Annotated in this window: 16 protein-coding genes; 7 read left to right on the top strand and 9 right to left on the bottom strand. The window is 71.8% G+C overall.

The features are described from left to right. Positions 1-64: 64 nt before the first annotated feature. The 3 genes from ACWEFL_RS24025 to ACWEFL_RS24015 all read left to right on the top strand — a co-directional run bounded on the left by ACWEFL_RS24025 (position 65) and on the right by ACWEFL_RS24015 (position 4,857). Complete coding sequence (locus ACWEFL_RS24025) at positions 65-1,462, top strand: NADP-dependent succinic semialdehyde dehydrogenase (protein ID WP_451716163.1); 1,398 nt, start codon at positions 65-67, stop codon at positions 1,460-1,462. A 28-nt stretch (positions 1,463-1,490) separates the two neighbouring features. Next, entirely contained in the window at positions 1,491-3,923 is a 2,433-nt protein-coding gene (locus ACWEFL_RS24020; protein ID WP_451716160.1) for a phosphoketolase family protein, read from the top strand. A 94-nt stretch (positions 3,924-4,017) separates the two neighbouring features. After that, positions 4,018-4,857 carry an SRPBCC family protein gene (locus ACWEFL_RS24015; RefSeq protein WP_451716158.1) on the top strand — a complete coding sequence of 280 codons (840 nt, stop codon included), beginning with the start codon at positions 4,018-4,020 and terminating at the stop codon, positions 4,855-4,857. Positions 4,858-4,955: 98 nt separating this feature from the next. Here ACWEFL_RS24015 and ACWEFL_RS24010 read toward each other — a convergent pair whose 3' ends face one another. The 9 genes from ACWEFL_RS24010 to dhaK form a co-directional block, all read right to left on the bottom strand. Beyond that, positions 4,956-6,305: a globin domain-containing protein gene (locus ACWEFL_RS24010; protein WP_451716155.1), complete on the bottom strand. Its 1,350-nt coding sequence runs from the start codon at positions 6,303-6,305 to the stop codon at positions 4,956-4,958. Positions 6,306-6,470: 165 nt separating this feature from the next. Further along, positions 6,471-7,253, bottom strand: coding sequence for a glucosamine-6-phosphate deaminase (locus ACWEFL_RS24005; protein WP_451716153.1), 783 nt, complete (start codon positions 7,251-7,253; stop codon positions 6,471-6,473). Between the two features lie 529 nt (positions 7,254-7,782). Next, complete coding sequence (locus tag ACWEFL_RS24000) at positions 7,783-8,292, bottom strand: SRPBCC family protein (RefSeq protein WP_451716150.1); 510 nt, start codon at positions 8,290-8,292, stop codon at positions 7,783-7,785. Positions 8,293-8,405: 113 nt separating this feature from the next. Then, positions 8,406-8,621, bottom strand: a complete 216-nt coding sequence (locus ACWEFL_RS23995; RefSeq protein WP_451716148.1) for a hypothetical protein — start codon at positions 8,619-8,621, stop codon at positions 8,406-8,408. Positions 8,622-8,719: 98 nt separating this feature from the next. Then, positions 8,720-9,352, bottom strand: a complete 633-nt coding sequence (locus tag ACWEFL_RS23990; protein ID WP_451716145.1) for a class F sortase — start codon at positions 9,350-9,352, stop codon at positions 8,720-8,722. An 18-nt stretch (positions 9,353-9,370) separates the two neighbouring features. Beyond that, on the bottom strand, positions 9,371-10,030 hold the full coding sequence (locus ACWEFL_RS23985) for a hypothetical protein (protein ID WP_451716143.1): 660 nt from the start codon (positions 10,028-10,030) through the stop codon (positions 9,371-9,373). A gap of 390 nt (positions 10,031-10,420) precedes the next feature. Continuing rightward, positions 10,421-10,831: a PTS-dependent dihydroxyacetone kinase phosphotransferase subunit DhaM gene (locus ACWEFL_RS23980; protein ID WP_451716141.1), complete on the bottom strand. Its 411-nt coding sequence runs from the start codon at positions 10,829-10,831 to the stop codon at positions 10,421-10,423. Beyond that, positions 10,828-11,436, bottom strand: a complete 609-nt coding sequence (gene dhaL, locus ACWEFL_RS23975; protein WP_451716138.1) for a dihydroxyacetone kinase subunit DhaL — start codon at positions 11,434-11,436, stop codon at positions 10,828-10,830. The genes ACWEFL_RS23980 and dhaL overlap by 4 nt, the downstream gene beginning before the upstream one ends. Before the next feature lie 34 nt (positions 11,437-11,470). Next, positions 11,471-12,463: a dihydroxyacetone kinase subunit DhaK gene (dhaK, locus tag ACWEFL_RS23970; protein WP_451716136.1), complete on the bottom strand. Its 993-nt coding sequence runs from the start codon at positions 12,461-12,463 to the stop codon at positions 11,471-11,473. A 580-nt stretch (positions 12,464-13,043) separates the two neighbouring features. Between dhaK and ACWEFL_RS23965 the strand changes: the two genes are divergently transcribed. The 4 genes from ACWEFL_RS23965 to ACWEFL_RS23950 all read left to right on the top strand — a co-directional run bounded on the left by ACWEFL_RS23965 (position 13,044) and on the right by ACWEFL_RS23950 (position 15,932). Further along, entirely contained in the window at positions 13,044-13,385 is a 342-nt protein-coding gene (locus ACWEFL_RS23965; protein ID WP_451716134.1) for an ArsR/SmtB family transcription factor, read from the top strand. A gap of 68 nt (positions 13,386-13,453) precedes the next feature. Continuing rightward, entirely contained in the window at positions 13,454-15,097 is a 1,644-nt protein-coding gene (locus ACWEFL_RS23960) for a SulP family inorganic anion transporter (RefSeq protein ID WP_451716302.1), read from the top strand. Continuing rightward, positions 15,094-15,510 (top strand): pyridoxamine 5'-phosphate oxidase family protein, encoded by a 417-nt coding sequence (locus ACWEFL_RS23955; RefSeq protein WP_451716132.1) that lies wholly within the window; start codon positions 15,094-15,096, stop codon positions 15,508-15,510. The genes ACWEFL_RS23960 and ACWEFL_RS23955 overlap by 4 nt, the downstream gene beginning before the upstream one ends. Further along, complete coding sequence (locus ACWEFL_RS23950; RefSeq protein WP_451716130.1) at positions 15,507-15,932, top strand: ATP-binding protein; 426 nt, start codon at positions 15,507-15,509, stop codon at positions 15,930-15,932. The genes ACWEFL_RS23955 and ACWEFL_RS23950 overlap by 4 nt, the downstream gene beginning before the upstream one ends. Positions 15,933-16,100: the final 168 nt, after the last annotated feature.

Raw genomic sequence — 16,100 nt, 5'->3', positions numbered from 1 at the left:
GGAACACGGGAGATGCCCGGCGCACGACACCGTTCGGGAGACAGCGCTCGAGGAGGACAGCACCATGCCCATCGCCACGGTGAATCCGGCCACCGGTGAGACGCTCAGGACCTTCGAGCCCATCGGGGCGCAGGAGACCGAACGGCGTATCGCGCTCGCCGACGCCGCCTTCGTCGAGCACCGCACCACGGACTTCGCGACCCGCGCCCGGCTGCTGAACCGCGCCGCCGATCTCCTGAACGAGGACGAGGACCGTATCGCCCGCACGATGACCGCCGAGATGGGCAAACCGATCGCGGCGGCCCGCGCCGAGGCGGCCAAGTGCGCCAAGGCGATGCGCTGGTACGCCGCACACGCGGCCGGACTCCTCGCCGACGAACAGCCCTCGGCCGCCGACACCGAGGACTCCGGGGCCCTCCGGGTGACCGTGCGCTACCGGCCGCTGGGCGTGGTGCTGGCCGTCATGCCGTGGAACTTCCCCCTCTGGCAGGTCATGCGGTTCGCCGCGCCCGCCCTGATGGCGGGCAACACCGGACTGCTCAAGCACGCGTCCAACGTGCCGCAGACCGCCCTGTACCTGGAGGAGCTGTTCCGGCGCGCGGGCTACCCCGAGGGCTGCTTCCAGACACTGCTCGTGGGTTCCGGGGCCGTGGAGGGCATCCTGCGCGACCGCCGAGTGGCCGCGGCGACCCTCACCGGAAGCGAACCCGCCGGACGGTCCGTCGCCGCCGTCGCGGGCGACGAGGTCAAGCACACCGTGATGGAACTGGGCGGCAGCGACCCGTTCATCGTGCTGCCGTCGGCCGACGTCGAGAAGGCCGCCGCCACCGCCGTGACGGCACGGGTCCAGAACAACGGACAGTCCTGCATCGCGGCCAAACGGTTCATCGTCCACACCGACGTCTACGACGCTTTCTGCGCGCGCTTCACCGAGGGCATGCGCGGCCTCACGGTCGGGGACCCGGCCGACGAATCCGTCCAGGTCGGCCCGCTCGCCACCGAACAGGGCCGCGCCGACCTCGAAGAACTCGTGGACGACGCCCTCGAACGGGGCGCGACGGCCCTCTGCGGCGGCGGCCGGCCCGAGGGCCGGGAGAAGGGCTGGTTCTACGAACCCACCGTCCTCGCCGGAGTCGACGACCGGATGCGCATCCACCGCGAGGAGGCGTTCGGCCCGGTCGCCACCGTCTACCGGGCGGCGGACCTCGCCGAAGCCGTCGCCCTCGCCAACGACACCCCCTTCGGCCTCAGCTCCAACGTCTGGACACGGGACGAGGCCGAGATGGAGCGGTGCGCCCGCGACATCGAGGCCGGCGGCGTCTTCTTCAACGGAATGACGGCCTCCCACCCCGCGCTGCCGTTCGGCGGCGTCAAGCGTTCCGGTTACGGCCGGGAGCTGTCGGGCCACGGCATCAGGGAGTTCTGCAACATCACCACGCTCTGGTACGGGCCCGGGAACTGATCCCCGACGGACCACACGAGGACCACACATGTCGCATACGACGGCCACGAACGACGTCACCACGACCGCCGGGACCGGCCCCGCCGGGGCCGAACCGACCGGAGCCCACCTCACCGCCACCGAACTGGCGGCCCTCGACGCCCACTGGCGCGCCGCCAACTATCTGGCCGTCGGGCAGATCTACCTCATGGCCAACCCGCTGCTCACCGAGCCCCTGCGCCCCGAGCACGTCAAACCCAGGCTCCTGGGCCACTGGGGCACCTCGCCCGGACTCAACCTCGTCTACACCCACCTCAACCGCGTCGTCTCCGGCCGTGGGCTGGACGCCCTCTGCGTCTGGGGGCCCGGCCACGGCGGACCGGCCGTACTCGCGGGCTCCTGGCTGGAGGGCACGTACTCCGAGACGTATCCCGACGTGACCCGCGACGGCGCGGGCATGGCGCGGCTGTTCCGGCAGTTCTCCTTTCCCGGCGGCGTGCCCAGCCATGTCGCCCCGGAAACACCCGGCTCCCTCCACGAGGGCGGCGAACTGGGCTACTCCCTCGCCCACGCCTACGGAGCCGCGTTCGACAACCCGCATCTGCTGGTGGCCTGTGTGATCGGGGACGGGGAGGCGGAGACCGGACCGCTCGCCGCGTCCTGGCACTCCGACAAGTTCCTCGACCCCGTGCACGACGGAGCCGTGCTGCCGATCCTCCACCTGAACGGCTACAAGATCGCCAACCCGGCGGTACTCGCCCGTCTCCCCGAAGCCGAACTCGACGAACTGCTGCGCGGCTACGGCCATGAACCCCTCCATGTCACCGGCGACGAGCCCGAGGCCGTCCACCGGGCCATGGCGGCGGCGATGGACCGGGCCCTCGACCGGATCGAGGAGATCCAGCGCGCCGCCCGCAGGGACGGTGTACGCGAACGGCCGCACTGGCCCATGATCGTTCTGCGTACCCCGAAAGGGTGGACCGGCCCCGCCACCGTGGACGGCACCCCCGTGGAGAACACCTGGCGCTCCCACCAGGTGCCGCTGTCCGGCGTACGCGACAACCCGGACCATCTGCGGCAGCTGGAGGCGTGGCTCCGCTCCTACCGTCCCGAGGAACTCTTCGACTCCGCCGGACGGCCCGTGCCGCGGGTCCTCGGCTGCGTCCCCACCGGCAGCCGCCGGCTCGGAGCCTCCCCCCACGCCAACGGCGGACTGCTCCTGCGCGAGCTGCCCCTGCCCGCCCTGGACGAGTTCGCCGTCGAGGTGGACAAGCGGGGCACGGGCCGGCACGAGCCCACCAGGGTGCTCGGCTCACTCCTCGCCGCCGTGATGGAGGCGACCGCCGAACGCCGGGACTTCCGCGTCGTCGGCCCCGACGAGACCGCCTCCAACCGTCTCGACGCCCTGTACGGAACCACCGGCAAGGCATGGCAGGCGGCGACGCTCCCCACCGACGAATGCCTGTCCCACGACGGACGGGTGATGGAGATCCTCTCCGAGCACCTCTGCCAGGGCTGGCTGGAGGGCTATCTCCTCACCGGCAGGCACGGACTGTTCTCCTGCTACGAGGCGTTCGCGCACATCGTCGACTCGATGGTCAACCAGCACATCAAATGGCTGAGGACCTCCCGCCGCATCCCCTGGCGCCGCCCCATCGCCTCTCTCAACTACCTGCTCACCTCCCACGTCTGGCGGCAGGACCACAACGGCTTCTCCCACCAGGACCCCGGCTTCGTGGACCACGTCCTCAACAAGAGCCCCGAAGTGGTCCGCGTCTATCTGCCGCCGGACGCCAACACTCTTCTCTCCGTGGCCGACCACGCGCTGCGCAGCCGCGACTACGTCAATGTGATCGTCGCGGGCAAACAGCCCTCCTTCGACTGGCTCACCATGGCCGAGGCCCGCGCCCACTGCGCCCGCGGAGCCGGGGTCTGGCCGTGGGCCGGCACGGAGAACGGCACCGGAGAACCCGATGTGGTGCTGGCCTGCGCCGGGGACGTCCCGACGCAGGAGACCCTTGCCGCCGCCGAACTGCTCCGCCGTCACGCGCCCGACCTGGCCGTACGCGTGGTCAACGTCGTCGACATGGCCCGGCTCATGCCGAACGGGGAACACCCGCACGGCATGACGGACTTCGAGTACGACTCCCTCTTCACCCGCGACAAGCCGGTGATCTTCGCCTACCACGGCTATCCCTGGCTGATCCACCGGCTCGCCTACCGCCGCGCCGGCCACCCCAACCTCCATGTCCGCGGCTACAAGGAGGAGGGGACGACGACCACGCCGTTCGACATGGTCGTCCGCAACGACCTGGACCGGTACCGCCTCGTCATGGACGTCGTCGACCGCGTTCCCCGGCTCGGCGCACGCGCGGTGGCGCTGCGCCAGACGATGGCCGACGCGCGCTCCCGCCACCACGACTGGATCCGGGAGCACGGCACGGACCTCCCCGAGATCGCCGACTGGAGCTGGAGCGGCTGAGACACCCGTACGGCCCCGAATCCCCAGGTTCGCGCGTCCCATGACAGGCCGGTCCTGGGACAGCGGAGCGGCGGAGCAGCGGAGAGGAGGAGTCGTGGAACTGCGGAACTCGTTCACCGTCCCCGCGCCCGTCGAGATGGCGTGGCAGGCGCTGCTCGACATCGAGTGGATCGCGCCCTGTATGCCGGGGGCGACCCTGCGGGAGTACGACGGCGAGACCGTCACGGGCGACGTCAGAGTCAGGCTCGGAACGGTCACCGTCGACTTCCGGGGGACCGCGGTCTTCCTGGAGAAGGACGAGAGAGCGCACCGGATGGTTCTGAGCGCGCGCGGCAAGGAAACGCACGGCCCGGGGAAGGCTTTCGCGGTCGTCACCTGCACCTTGGCCGGGTTCCGGGGCGGAACCGAGGTGACCGTCGTCACGGATCTGACGGTCATCGGCCGCCCGGCCCGGTTCGGCCGGGCCACCATGGTCGATGTGGCCGACAGGCTGGTCGGCCGGTTCGCCGACTGCCTCGCGGGTCGGCTGGCCGATGACACCGGCGTGGGAATTCCGGCAGGAGCCACCGGGTACACCCCGTACACGTCGTACGACCGGTATGCCGGGCCCTCCGTGACCGGCGACGGTGTGTACGAGCCCGAGCCGATCGACCTCCTGCGTACGGCGGGTGTCCCGGTCGCGAGGAGAGCGGCGGAGGTCCTCGGCGCGGTCGCCCTCGCCGTACTGACCGTCCTCGCCGTCCGGCGCGCCCGCGGACGACTCCGCCTCTGCGGCGGTCATCACCGAGGCGGCTCTCGGGCGTTCCGCCGTGGCGGGTGCCGACGCCTCGCAGGGCCGCCACCGTGTCGTTGGCCCGCTCGCCGCCGTCGAACCCCTCACACGGCCGCTCGGGGTACGGCCCGAAGGTGCCGACCGGCGGAGACGACTCGCTGATCTGCCGTTCCTCGTCGCCGGGTCGCGCACCGGGCACACCACCGTCCTGCGGTCCGGCCGCTCCCACCGGACGCGGTGCGGCGGTGTCCCGCCGGGGTTCAGTTCCCGACCGCGCTGTGGGGCGCGGCCACCGGGGTGCCGAGCCGCGAGCCGGCCGGGGGACCGGCGGGGGGCTCGATCGGGGCGTCGACCGGGGGACAGGCAGGGGCGTCGATCGGGCGGACACGGGCGTCCGGGTCGATCCAGTTCACCGGAACCGGGTCGAGGAACGCCTCGGCGTGGGAGACATGGCCCCGCTGCTTGACCGACGACGGCAGCGGATCGCGGATCAGCGACTCCTCGGGCAGCCCGCACGCGAAGAGCAGCTCCGCCGTCTCCTGGACGAACATTCCCGGCCCGCAGAGGTAGACGCTCTCACCGGGCCAGTCGCGTCGCGCCCGCAGATGGGCGTGCAGCCGTTCCGCGGCGCGCGTCTTGCCCTCGTCGCGCTCCTGGTACCACCAGTAGGCGCTCAGATACGGGTGCTCGCCGATCAGGTCGTCGAGCGCGGCGCCGTCGTAGAAGTGCGCCTCGCCGCGGGCCACGGCGTCGATCCGGATCCGGGGGGTCGGTCTGCGGCGGAGCAGCTCGTCGAGGACCGATTTGATCGGCGCCCACCCCGTCCCGGCGGCGATGAGCGTGACGGCGGGTGTGCCGGGGGCCGGGGTGAGAGCGGACCCGGAGGCCGGCCCGAGCCGCAGCCGCGTGCCGGGCCCGGTGCGGTCGCACAGCACATTGCTGAGCAGGCCGTTCGGCACCCGGCCCACATGGAATTCGAGCACCCGCTCCCGGTCCTCGCCTCTCGCCCCGCCCGCTAGCGAGTACGGCCGCCACACTCCGGGCAGTTCCGGGTGCTCGACCGTGGCGTACTGGCCGGGCAGCCAGGGGTACGGGGTGCGCACGGCGGCTCGGAAGACCGCCGTGTGATCGCCGTGCAGACGGTGGGAGAGGACGGTCGCTTCCCAGAACGCGGGCTCACGGGCGGCGGCCGACCGGTGTGCGCCGCCCGTCATCATCCCGGCGATCTCCCCGTACACCCGCTGCCAGGCCGTCTCGGTCCGCTCGTCCCACAGGCTCGGGCTGTGATGGCGTACGGCGGCGAGGAGGCTCGCCCCCACGGCCGTGTAGTCCCCGTCCACGATCCCGAACTTGCGGTGATCCCGGCCGAGCCGTTCCAGATGGCCGGGGAGTCCGGGGTGGCCGAGATGCTCCACCACCCGGATCAGGGTGGCGAAGAGCCGTTCGTACTGATCGTCCATCGCGGCGGGGAACAGCGCCCGAAGATGGGGCTGGCCCGCGAACAGATGCGCGTAGAAGTACCGCACCACATGCCCAGCCCGCCTTCTGACGCGCTCCAGGCTGGCTCTGACCAGGGTGATGTCGTCGTGTGCGGTGCTGTCGTCGTCCATGTGGTTCCCCCGAGGCCGCACGTTCCGCGCGCCTACTGAACGCGCGAGTAGTGCCGAGCCAGCGCACCGTATCAACTCGGGGGCGGAAATGAGCCGTTGAATGCTTAATTTGTTCCGGCCGAAGCGTTTTCGGCCTTCCGGCCGGAACATATGTGACGACCCGTCTCAGATGCCCTGCCAGTCCGGTTTCGCGGCGTACGTGGCACGGAAGTAGTCGGAGAGTTTGAGCCGCGCGGCCGCCGCTTCGTCCGCCACCACGGTGGCGTGCGGGTGGAGTTGCAGGGCCGAGGCGGGTACCAGGGCGGAGAGCGGGCCCTCCACGGCGAGCGCCACGGCGTCGGCCTTGGCCGCGCCGGTGGCCAGCAGCACCAGGTGGCGTGCCTCCAGGATGGTGCCGATTCCCTGGGTGATCACATGGTGCGGAACCTCGTCGACGCCGGAGAAGAACCGCGCGTTGTCCAGCCGGGTCTGCTCCGTGAGCGTCTTGAGCCGGGTGCGGGAGGCGAGGGAGGAGCAGGGCTCGTTGAAACCGATGTGACCGTCGGTCCCGATGCCGAGCAGTTGGAGATCGACTCCGCCGGCCTCGGCGAGCGCCCGGTCGTACGCCGCGCACGCCGCCGCCATGTCATCGGCGGTGCCGTCGGGGCCCATGAAGGAGGCTTCGGTCAGTCCGAGCGGCTGGACGACCTCCCGCAGGACCACCGAGCGGTAGGACTCGGGGTGGCCGTAGGGCAGTCCCACGTATTCGTCGAGCTGGCATATCCGGGCGCCGGAGATGTCCGCCTCGGCGGCGCGCACCTTGGCGGCGAGCGCTTCGTACACGGGCAGCGGTGTCGACCCGGTGGCCACCCCCAGCAGGGCGTTCGGTTTGCGTCTCAGCAGCTCGGCCATGGCTTCGGCGATGAGTTCCCCGCCGGCGGCGGCATCCGGAACGATGACAACTTCCACGGAGGTCCCCGTCTCTGTGTGGGCTCTGTGCGTGCCCTCGATGCGCACGGTGGTGTAGACCAATCTACCCGGTGGGTGGGGGTCCTGTCGCGTGTAGGGGTCAGGTATTCGGCCGGCGAGCCGCCGTGACGCGTGCCGCGACACGTCGAATCCGCCCTCGCCGTGCCCACCCGGCCCGGCTCGCCGACCCCGTCCGCGGAGGTGTCGGCCGAACCGTCGGTGCACCACCCGACCGATCGGATGCCGTGGTTCTTCGATGAACTCTCGTGCCCGTGACCGGGAGGCCCGCGATGGACGACACCGACCACCGGCCCGACTACCCACCCAGAACCCCGCCGCCGCCGAAGAAACCGGTCCGGCCGCCGCGGCCCCCCGCTGCCGGGCGAGGCCGGTGCCCGAGCGCTCGTCCCGCGCCCGTGGCCGTACGGCGGGCGCCCGGCGGACGACCTCTCCGACCGGCACGGACCCCTCACCCCGGTGCCCCGCGTACTCCCCGGCGTCAGGCGTGGCGGGGCGGGCCGTCGGCGGATCAGCCGCCGAGGCTGTCGTAGAACCCCTTCTGCGCCGGGTAGTAGGTCTCGAACTCCGGCAGCGTCGACGCGCCGTCGTACACCGCGGTGAACATGTCCAGGTAGTACTCCCAGCCGGGGCCGATCTCACCAAGTCCTGTGCCCCTGATGCCCGCGGAGAGATGGTGGGACAACTCGACGGTCGTCCGCCCGTCCTCCTCGGTCAACCGGACGTCCAGAGACCAGGTTCCCGCCTCGTCGTCCAGTGAGAGAGCCAGTCGGCGCGGCGGTTCGCACGCGTCGATCCCCACGTCGGACCACGGCGTCCCCTCCTCGAACCCCATCTGCACCTCGATGCTCCGACCGGGCCCGGCCTCGCCCTTCCAGGAACCGAACCAACGCGCCGTCCGATCCGGCTCGGTGAGGTGCGCCCAGACGTCCGTCAGGGATCCGGAGAGCGTGCGGCTCAGCACCAGATCGCGGCCGTCGGGGGTGTCCAGCAGACGGCCGGTGGGTTGTGGGGATGTCATGGCTCTGTCTCCTCCGGAATCGACGCACCCTCACACGAGGGCACTGACGATTTCAGGCTAGGGGCCGCCACTGACATCGCCGCCCGAGGAGCGGGAGGAGCCGGAGAGGGGTGTCAGAACAGAGGCAGCTGACCGGGGAAGACGGGAATCACCGCCCCGTCCAGCGACGGCTGGAGCGCAGGGTCGTACGGAGCCTGCCGTCGTGAGCCGGGACAGGACACCAACTCGGCACCGGTACGGGAGTTGACCGGGTCGTGCCGGGCGAACCGGCCGGCGACCACGGCGATTTCGCGGCGGCATACCGGGCAGAGACGACGTGGAGCGGACATGCCCCCAGTCTGCCCCACCTTCTCCTCACCTCCTGTCGCCCCCGCCGCGAGCCCGGCCTCGGTCGCCCCGCCCGTCGGCGGCGGGTCCGGGAAACCGCTCAACGGACGTCGACCAGCCGTGCGAAGACGACGACATTGGCCTCGTAGCCCGTCTCCTCCGAGTACCGGCCCCCACAGGTGATCAGCCGCAGTTCCGCTTCCGGCCCGTCGCGGTAGACGCGGTCGGCCGGAAAGTCGTCGAGGGCGTGCGTCTCGACGTCGTGGACGGCGAACACGGCCGTGCTGCCGTCCTCCCGGAGGATTTCGACACGGCTGTCCCGCTTCAGCGTGCCGAGCCGATGGAAGACGGCGGGCCCCGCTTCGTTGTCGACATGGCCGACGACGACGGAGGTGCCGCGTTCACCGGGTGCCACGGCGTCCCGGTACCAGCCCGTCAGATTGCTCTCGGACTGCGGCGGGGCCTCGATCCCACCGTCCCCGTCCAGCCCGACTCCGGTCACCGCCGCGTCCACGCCCAGAGACGGCACGGTGATCCGCCTCGGCGGGGAGTGGGGAAGCGGACCGGGCGCGGGCGGCTGCGCGTCCGCCGTGTCCCGGCGCGGCGCCGCGGCGGTGGTCGTGTCCGGGCCGGGCGGGCTGCCTCCGCCTGTTTCGGCGCTCAACAGGAAGACGCCGAGCAACAGGACGGACAGGAGCGTGAACCAGGTATGGCGTCGGGAGGCCGACTGCATGGCGTACCGGTACGCGGCTCAGGCGCCGTTCCGGGCACGGCGCAGCAGCAGCACGCCCGCACCGCCGACCGCGCCCGCGACCAGGACGGATCCCACGACCGCCCGCGCCGGGCCCGCCTCGGAGATGCTGCCGCCGGTCCCCGCCCTCACACCGCCGTCCGGCTTCGACAGGGCACTCGGCGTCTGTGTGCCGGTTCCGGCGTACGTACCCTTGCCCATCGGTGAATCGGACGCGCCGACCGTGATCCTCGCCGTGCCCCGCTCGCCCTCGCAGTCGAAGGCGACCTCGTACACGGCGTTCGGCTCGGCGTTCTCGGAGATCGTCGCCGTGCCCGGCAGGCCGTCGGTGAGCGTGACGGTCTCGAAGACGCCCGACGACGCGGTCACCGTCGGCGCCTCGCACTCCGTCGCATGGAGCGTCACGGTCTCACCGGACGCGACCCGCTCGGGGGTGACGGTGAAGCCGAACGAGGTGATGTCCCCCGCGTTCGTCGCCGCGCTGATGTCCGTGTCCGTGCCTGTGTCCGTGTCCGTGTCCGTGTCCCGAGTCACGTCCTCGTCGCCGACGGGTACCGGGACCGGCGCGGGTGTCGCGGCCGCGACGCCCGCGCCGAGGGCGCCGAAGACCAGGAAGGCGGTGCCGAAGAGGGCGAGGGACGCGTCACGTATGCCACCCATGGGCAGGTCTCCGATGGTAGGAAATGCGCCATATTCCGACAGACGCTAGGAGGGGGACCGGGACGTCGCCACCGGCGGTGGGCCGAATGGCTGACGCCACCGGCCGCCCGTCCGCGCTCGGAGGGCGTATCGGAGGTCGTGGGGGAGCGCACCCCGCGCGTGTACGTTCCGGGGCCGTACGGCACCCGGCTGCCGACGGGGCCGGCGCGCCCTTCGCCCTGCCCCTGCCTGCTTCTGCCCGCCCGGCCCCGTCCCTGACCGCCTCGCGCCGACCGGTCCGTCCCGTAGCTGCCAGATGCCGACTACCGGCCGCCGCGCGTCCCGGTCTCGGACCTGCCCGGCTCCCGCGCCCGCCGTCCCGTAACACCCGCATCCGCGCTGACCGGCCGCTCACACCTTCCGGTAGGAGTACGCCTCCGAGGCCGCGGCCTCGACCGCGTCCAGGTCGCCGCCCGCCGAAGCGGTCACCACGGCGGCGACGGCTCCTTCCAGGAACGGCGCGTCGACCAGACGCGTACGTTCAGGGAGTTCGCCGCCCTCGGCGAGCAGCGCCTTCACGGTCAGCACGGCACTTCCGAGATCGACCAGCACGGCGACGCCGGCGCCCGCGTCGACCGAGGCCGCCGCCCCCGCGATGAGTTCGGAGCTGGTGCCGAGGCCGCCGTCCGGGGCACCGCCCGCGGGGGCGACGGGCGCGGTCTCGCCGCCGCCCGCGAGCCCCTTGGCCAGCGTGGCGACCGCCTCGGCCGCCTCCCTGCTGTGCGAGACCAGTACGATCCCCACCCGCTCGCCGTCGCTCATCCGCCCACCGCCCGCGCGAGGGCGGCGACGATGAGCGCGGACGAGGCGGCTCCCGGATCCTCGTGCCCGATACTGCGTTCGCCCAGATAGCTGGCCCGGCCCTTGCGCGCCTGCATCGGCACCGTCGCCAGTGAGCCCGCCTCGGCGGCCTCGCGCGCCGCGGCGAACGAACCGGTGGTGTCGCCGAGGGCCCCGACGGCCGGTTCGAGCGCGTCCAGCATGGTCTTGTCGCCTGACTTGGCGCCGCCGAGCTGTGCCACCGCCGCGACACCGCTCGCCAGGGCCTGTGCGAGCTGTGCGGGCGTCACCTCGATCCCGTCGCCGAGCGCCTTGCCCGTGCTCCGCAGCAGCGTTCCGTACAGCGGACCGGACGCTCCGCCGACCGTCGAGATCAGTTCGCGCCCGGCCAGGACCAGCACGGCGCCCGGCGTCGCCGGATCCTTCTTCTCCAGCGCCGCCGTCACCGCCGCGAACCCGCGCCGGAGATTGCTGCCGTGGTCGGCGTCGCCGATCGCCGAGTCCAGCTCGGTGAGACGGCCGGCCTCACGGTCGATCAGAACGGCCGCGCCGGTCAGCCAGCGGCGGAAGAAGTCGGCGTCGAGCACATGAACTCCCAGTGTTCGGTGGACCCCGGCCCGGTCAGCGGCCCCAGCGGAGCGCCGGAGTCTCCACCGGAGCGTCCCAGAGCCGCAGCGTCTCCTCGTCGGCCTGGCAGATCGTCACCGAGCAGCCCGCCATGTCGAGAGAGGTCACATAGTTCCCGACGAGGGTACGGGCCACGGCCACCCTGCGCTCGGCCAGTACCCGCTGCACCTCCGCATTGAACCCGTACAGCTCCAGCAACGGAGTGGCCCCCATGCCGTTGACGAGCACCAGGACCGGCCCCGACGGCGGGCGGTCCTCCAGCACCGCGTCCACGGCGAAGTCCGCGATCTCCCGCGAGGTCATCATCGGCCGCCGCTCCCGCCCGGGCTCCCCGTGGATGCCGATCCCCAGCTCCAGCTCGCCGGGAGGGAGATCGAAGGTCGGTGTCCCCTTGGCGGGTGTGGTGACCGCGCTGAGCGCCACACCGAAACTGCGCGACCGGTCGTTCACCCGCCGCGCGATCGCCTCCACCCGCTCCAGCGGCGCACCCGCCTCGGCTGCCGCACCCGCGATCTTCTCCACGAACAGGGTGGCGCCCGTACCGCGCCGGCCCGCCGTGAAGAGACTGTCGGTCACCGCCACATCGTCGTCGACCAGCACCTTGGCCACCCGTACGCCCTCGTCCTCGGCCAACTCGGCGGCCATCTCGAAATTGAGGACGTCCCCGGTGTAGTTCTTGACGACGAACAGCACCCCCTCCCCGCTGTCCACGGCCGCCGCCGCCCGCACCAGCTGATCGGGCACCGGACTGGTGAACACCTCTCCGGGGCAGGCCGCGGAGAGCATCCCGGGCCCGACGAACCCTCCGTGCAACGGCTCATGACCCGACCCGCCGCCGGACACGAGCCCCACCTTCCCGGCCACGGGCGCGTCCCGCCGTACGATCACCCGATTGTCCACATCGACGGTGAGTCCCGGGTGTGCGGCCGCCATCCCCCGGAGCGCGTCGGCGACGACGCTCTCGGGAACGTTGATCAGCATCCTCAACTGTTTCTCCTCCGCAGACTGGTGGACAGCGCCCTGAACTGTGTTCTCGCAGCTCAGGGCATGTGTAGATGGTTGTGGATCTTGGCGGTCCATGGTGGTCGGGGGCGGGTTGCGGCCGGAACCGATGCCGACCCGATGCCGGCTTCTGTTCTGGTGCGTCAGGTTCTGTGAGGCTGGTCTGTGCTGGTCTGTGCTGGTCTGTGCTGGTCTGTGGTTTCGGGCGCGAACACTCGGAATCCAGTATCAGGCGGGAGTGTCTCTGTGCGTGGGTCGATGACCGGCCACGGTGAGCGCTCGGCGCTGTCCGCCCCGCCCGTCCTCCGTGCGGCGGCCCTCCGGAGCGAACCTGCGCGGGTTGCCCGGGGGAGTAGCCCTCCCGGGTGGCGCGGTGGTGCGAGGCCACCCGCATGCGAGGGCGTCAAGAGGCGGACGCACCACGAGCCGCCAAGCCCCACCAATACATGAATTGCAAAACTCTGCAATTCCCTACATGCTGTGTTGGCCGTGTCCGGAGATGGCCGGGGCACGGCATCAGACGACGCCTCCGAGGACTCGGGGTGGTGAAGGGAGTCCGACGACCGTGCCGGTTCCGCTGTATCAGGCCAAGGCAGAGTTCTTCCGGATGCTCGGGCACCCCGTCCGCATCCGCGTGCTGGAACTGCTGCAGGCGGGGCCGATGCCGGTCCGAGACCTCCTCGCCGCGATCGAGGTGGAGCCGTCGGCGCTGTCGCAGCAGCTGGCGGTGTTGCGCCGCTCGGGCATCGTGACCGCTGTCCGGGAGGGCTCGACCGTGGTCTACGAGCTCGCGAGCGGGGACGTCGCAGAGCTGATGCGGGCCGCGCGCCGGATCCTGACCGACATGCTGGCCGGGCAGAACGAACTCCTCGCCGAGCTGCGGGAAGCCGAGGTCTCCGCCCGGTGAGTACGCTGACTGCCCGGTCCTGGGACCGGGTCTCCGCTCTGCTGCCTGCCCGCGCCGACTTCGCCGTCATGGCCCGCGATCCTCGCCGTGACCTCCTCGCCGGACTCACCGTCGCCATCGTCGCGCTGCCGCTCGCGCTGGGCTTCGGTGTCTCCTCCGGGCTCGGAGCCGAGGCCGGGCTCGCCACCGCCGTGGTGGCCGGCGCGCTCGCGGCGCTGTTCGGCGGCTCCAACCTCCAGGTCTCCGGTCCCACCGGGGCGATGACGGTCGTACTGGTGCCGATCGTGGCCCAGTACGGGCCGGGCGGGGTGCTGACCGTCGGGCTGATGGCCGGTGCCCTGCTGATCGGGCTCGCGCTGCTGAGGGCCGGCCGGTACATGCGCTACATCCCCGCCTCGGTGGTGGAGGGCTTCACCCTCGGCATCGCGTGCGTCATCGGCCTCCAGCAGATCCCCAACGCTCTGGGAGTGGTCGCGCCGGAGGGCGACAAGGTCCTGGTGGTGGCCTGGCACGCGATCGAGGAGTTCGCCCGGAGCCCCAACTGGACCGCCGTCTGCCTCGCCCTGGCGGTGGCGGCCATGATGCTGCTGGGCGCCCGGTGGCGGCCCACCGTTCCGTTCTCCATCGTCGCGGTCGCCGCCGCCACCCTCACCACGCAGCTCTTCCACCTGGACGCGGCCGCCCCGATCGGCGACCTGCCCTCCGGACTTCCCGCCCCTTCCCTCGCTTTCCTCGACCTGTCCGCGGTGGGTTCGCTGCTCGCCCCCGCCGTCGCGGTCGCCGCGCTGGCCGCGTTGGAGTCGCTGCTGTCGGCGACCGTCGCGGACGGGATGACGGTGGGCCAGCAGCACGACCCTGACAAGGAACTGTTCGGGCAGGGCGTCGCGAACCTGGCCGCCCCGCTGTTCGGTGGCGTCCCCGCCACCGCGGCGATCGCCCGTACCGCCGTCAACGTCCGCTCCGGAGCGGGCTCCCGTCTCGCCGCGCTCACCCACGCCGCCGTCCTCGCGGTCATCGTGTTCGCCGCCGCCCCGCTGGTCTCCAAGGTCCCCCTCGCGGCACTGGCGGGGGTGCTGCTGGCCACCGCGATCCGCATGGTCGAGGTCGGCGCGCTGCGGGCGATGGCCCGCGCCACCCGCTCCGACGCGATCGTCCTGGTCCTGACCGCGGTGGCCACGCTGGCCCTCGATCTCGTCTACGCGGTGATCATCGGCCTGGTCGTGGCGGGAGCCCTCGCCCTGCGGTCCGTCGCCAACCAGGTCCGGATGGACCAGGTCGACTTCCGCCCGGACCTGCCCGGCGAGCACAGCGAGGAAGAACACGCGCTGCTGGCCGAGCACATCGTGGCCTACCGGATCGACGGCCCGCTCTTCTTCGCCGGCGCCCACCGCTTCCTCCTCGAACTCTCCGAGGTCGCCGACGTCCGGGTGGTGATCCTGCGGATGTCGCGGGTGTCGACGATGGATGCCACCGGGGCCCTGGTCCTCAAGGACGCGGTGGAGAAACTGAACCGGCGCGGCATCGCCGTCATGACCTCCGGGATACGCCCCGGCCAACGCCGAGCCCTGCAGTCGGTCGGAGCCCTGGACCTGCTGCGACTGGAGGGCCGGGAGTACGCCACCACGCCGCAGGCCATCGCCGGGGCCCGCGCCCACCTGCACCGGGCCGGGCTCCTGCCCGCCGCTCCCGTCACCGAAGAGGCTTCCCGATGAGCACTCCCACCCCACGCCACATGGTCGAGGTCTCCGGCACCGAGGCACTGTGGCTCCTCGAAAGCGCCGCCCACGGCCGCCTGGTGTACGTCCAGCGCGAGCAGCCGGTGCTCCGTCCGGCCGTGCATGTCTTCAAGTACGGGCAGCTGGTCGTCCGCACTCCGGCCCAGGCCGCAGCCCTGGCGGTGCGGGCCCGGCTCACCTATCAGTCGGACACCGTCAAGGCGGCCGGCGGCACCGGCTGGACCGTGACCGCCACGGGCCCGGCCGAGGTGATCACCGATCCGGACGAGGCCGCGCACTACCGCCGTACGCTGCCCGGCTGGGCACACGGCCCGCACGACACCCTCGTCCGCATCCGCCCGCAGACGGTGACCGGATTCCGCCTGGCCCACGCCGAGGCCGCCCGGTGAGCACAGAGCTCGAATTCCTGCCCCTGCGGCACGTCCTGACGGTGCCCACGATGGGCTCGGCGGTCCGGATCGCCCGCGAGACCACCGAACAGGTCCTGGCCGAGTGGGGCGTCAGCCGACGCCATCCCACCGTGGATCCGGCGCTGCTGATCCTCTCCGAGCTGGTCACCAACAGCGTCCAGCACGCCGCCGGCAGGTCTCCGAACGTCACCGTGATCTACGCCGCCGGTACGGACACGTTCGCGTTCGGCGTCCACGACCGTCACCCCTACCAACCGGCCCTCTTCGGTGCGGTGACGGGAACGGGCGGCGGCGGGCTGGGCACCGTCATGGAACTCACTTTGGGCCTGGGCGGCACCGCCGTCATACGCGGTGACGCGGACGGCGAGGGCAAGAGCATCTGGATCACCCTCCCCCTGTGAAGGACGGAGGCAGCGGCGGATGACCATGGAGTGGTACGACAACCGCCCACCCCGACCAGGGCGTTCACTCCCCGGCCGGCCATCCGGGCTCCGGAGCGGTCGACGCTCGCCGCCCACCGGACGGCTGCCGATGAGCGGCGCCAGTGGTGCGGCGAGGCATGGCCGGGC

The organism is Streptomyces sp. NPDC004838, from assembly GCF_053600955.1.
This window is presented reverse-complemented; position numbering and strand designations above follow the sequence as displayed.

Coding starts and splice junctions, on each gene's coding strand:
- ACWEFL_RS24025 (WP_451716163.1), top strand. CDS start 65: ATGCCCATCGCCACGGTGAATCCGGCCACCGGTGAGACGCTCAGGACC.
- ACWEFL_RS24020 (WP_451716160.1), top strand. CDS start 1,491: ATGTCGCATACGACGGCCACGAACGACGTCACCACGACCGCCGGGACC.
- ACWEFL_RS24010 (WP_451716155.1), bottom strand. CDS start 6,305: ATGGACGACGACAGCACCGCACACGACGACATCACCCTGGTCAGAGCC.
- ACWEFL_RS24000 (WP_451716150.1), bottom strand. CDS start 8,292: ATGACATCCCCACAACCCACCGGCCGTCTGCTGGACACCCCCGACGGC.
- ACWEFL_RS23995 (WP_451716148.1), bottom strand. CDS start 8,621: ATGTCCGCTCCACGTCGTCTCTGCCCGGTATGCCGCCGCGAAATCGCC.
- ACWEFL_RS23990 (WP_451716145.1), bottom strand. CDS start 9,352: ATGCAGTCGGCCTCCCGACGCCATACCTGGTTCACGCTCCTGTCCGTC.
- ACWEFL_RS23985 (WP_451716143.1), bottom strand. CDS start 10,030: ATGGGTGGCATACGTGACGCGTCCCTCGCCCTCTTCGGCACCGCCTTC.
- ACWEFL_RS23980 (WP_451716141.1), bottom strand. CDS start 10,831: ATGAGCGACGGCGAGCGGGTGGGGATCGTACTGGTCTCGCACAGCAGG.
- ACWEFL_RS23960 (WP_451716302.1), top strand. CDS start 13,454: ATGGCCCGCGATCCTCGCCGTGACCTCCTCGCCGGACTCACCGTCGCC.
- ACWEFL_RS23955 (WP_451716132.1), top strand. CDS start 15,094: ATGAGCACTCCCACCCCACGCCACATGGTCGAGGTCTCCGGCACCGAG.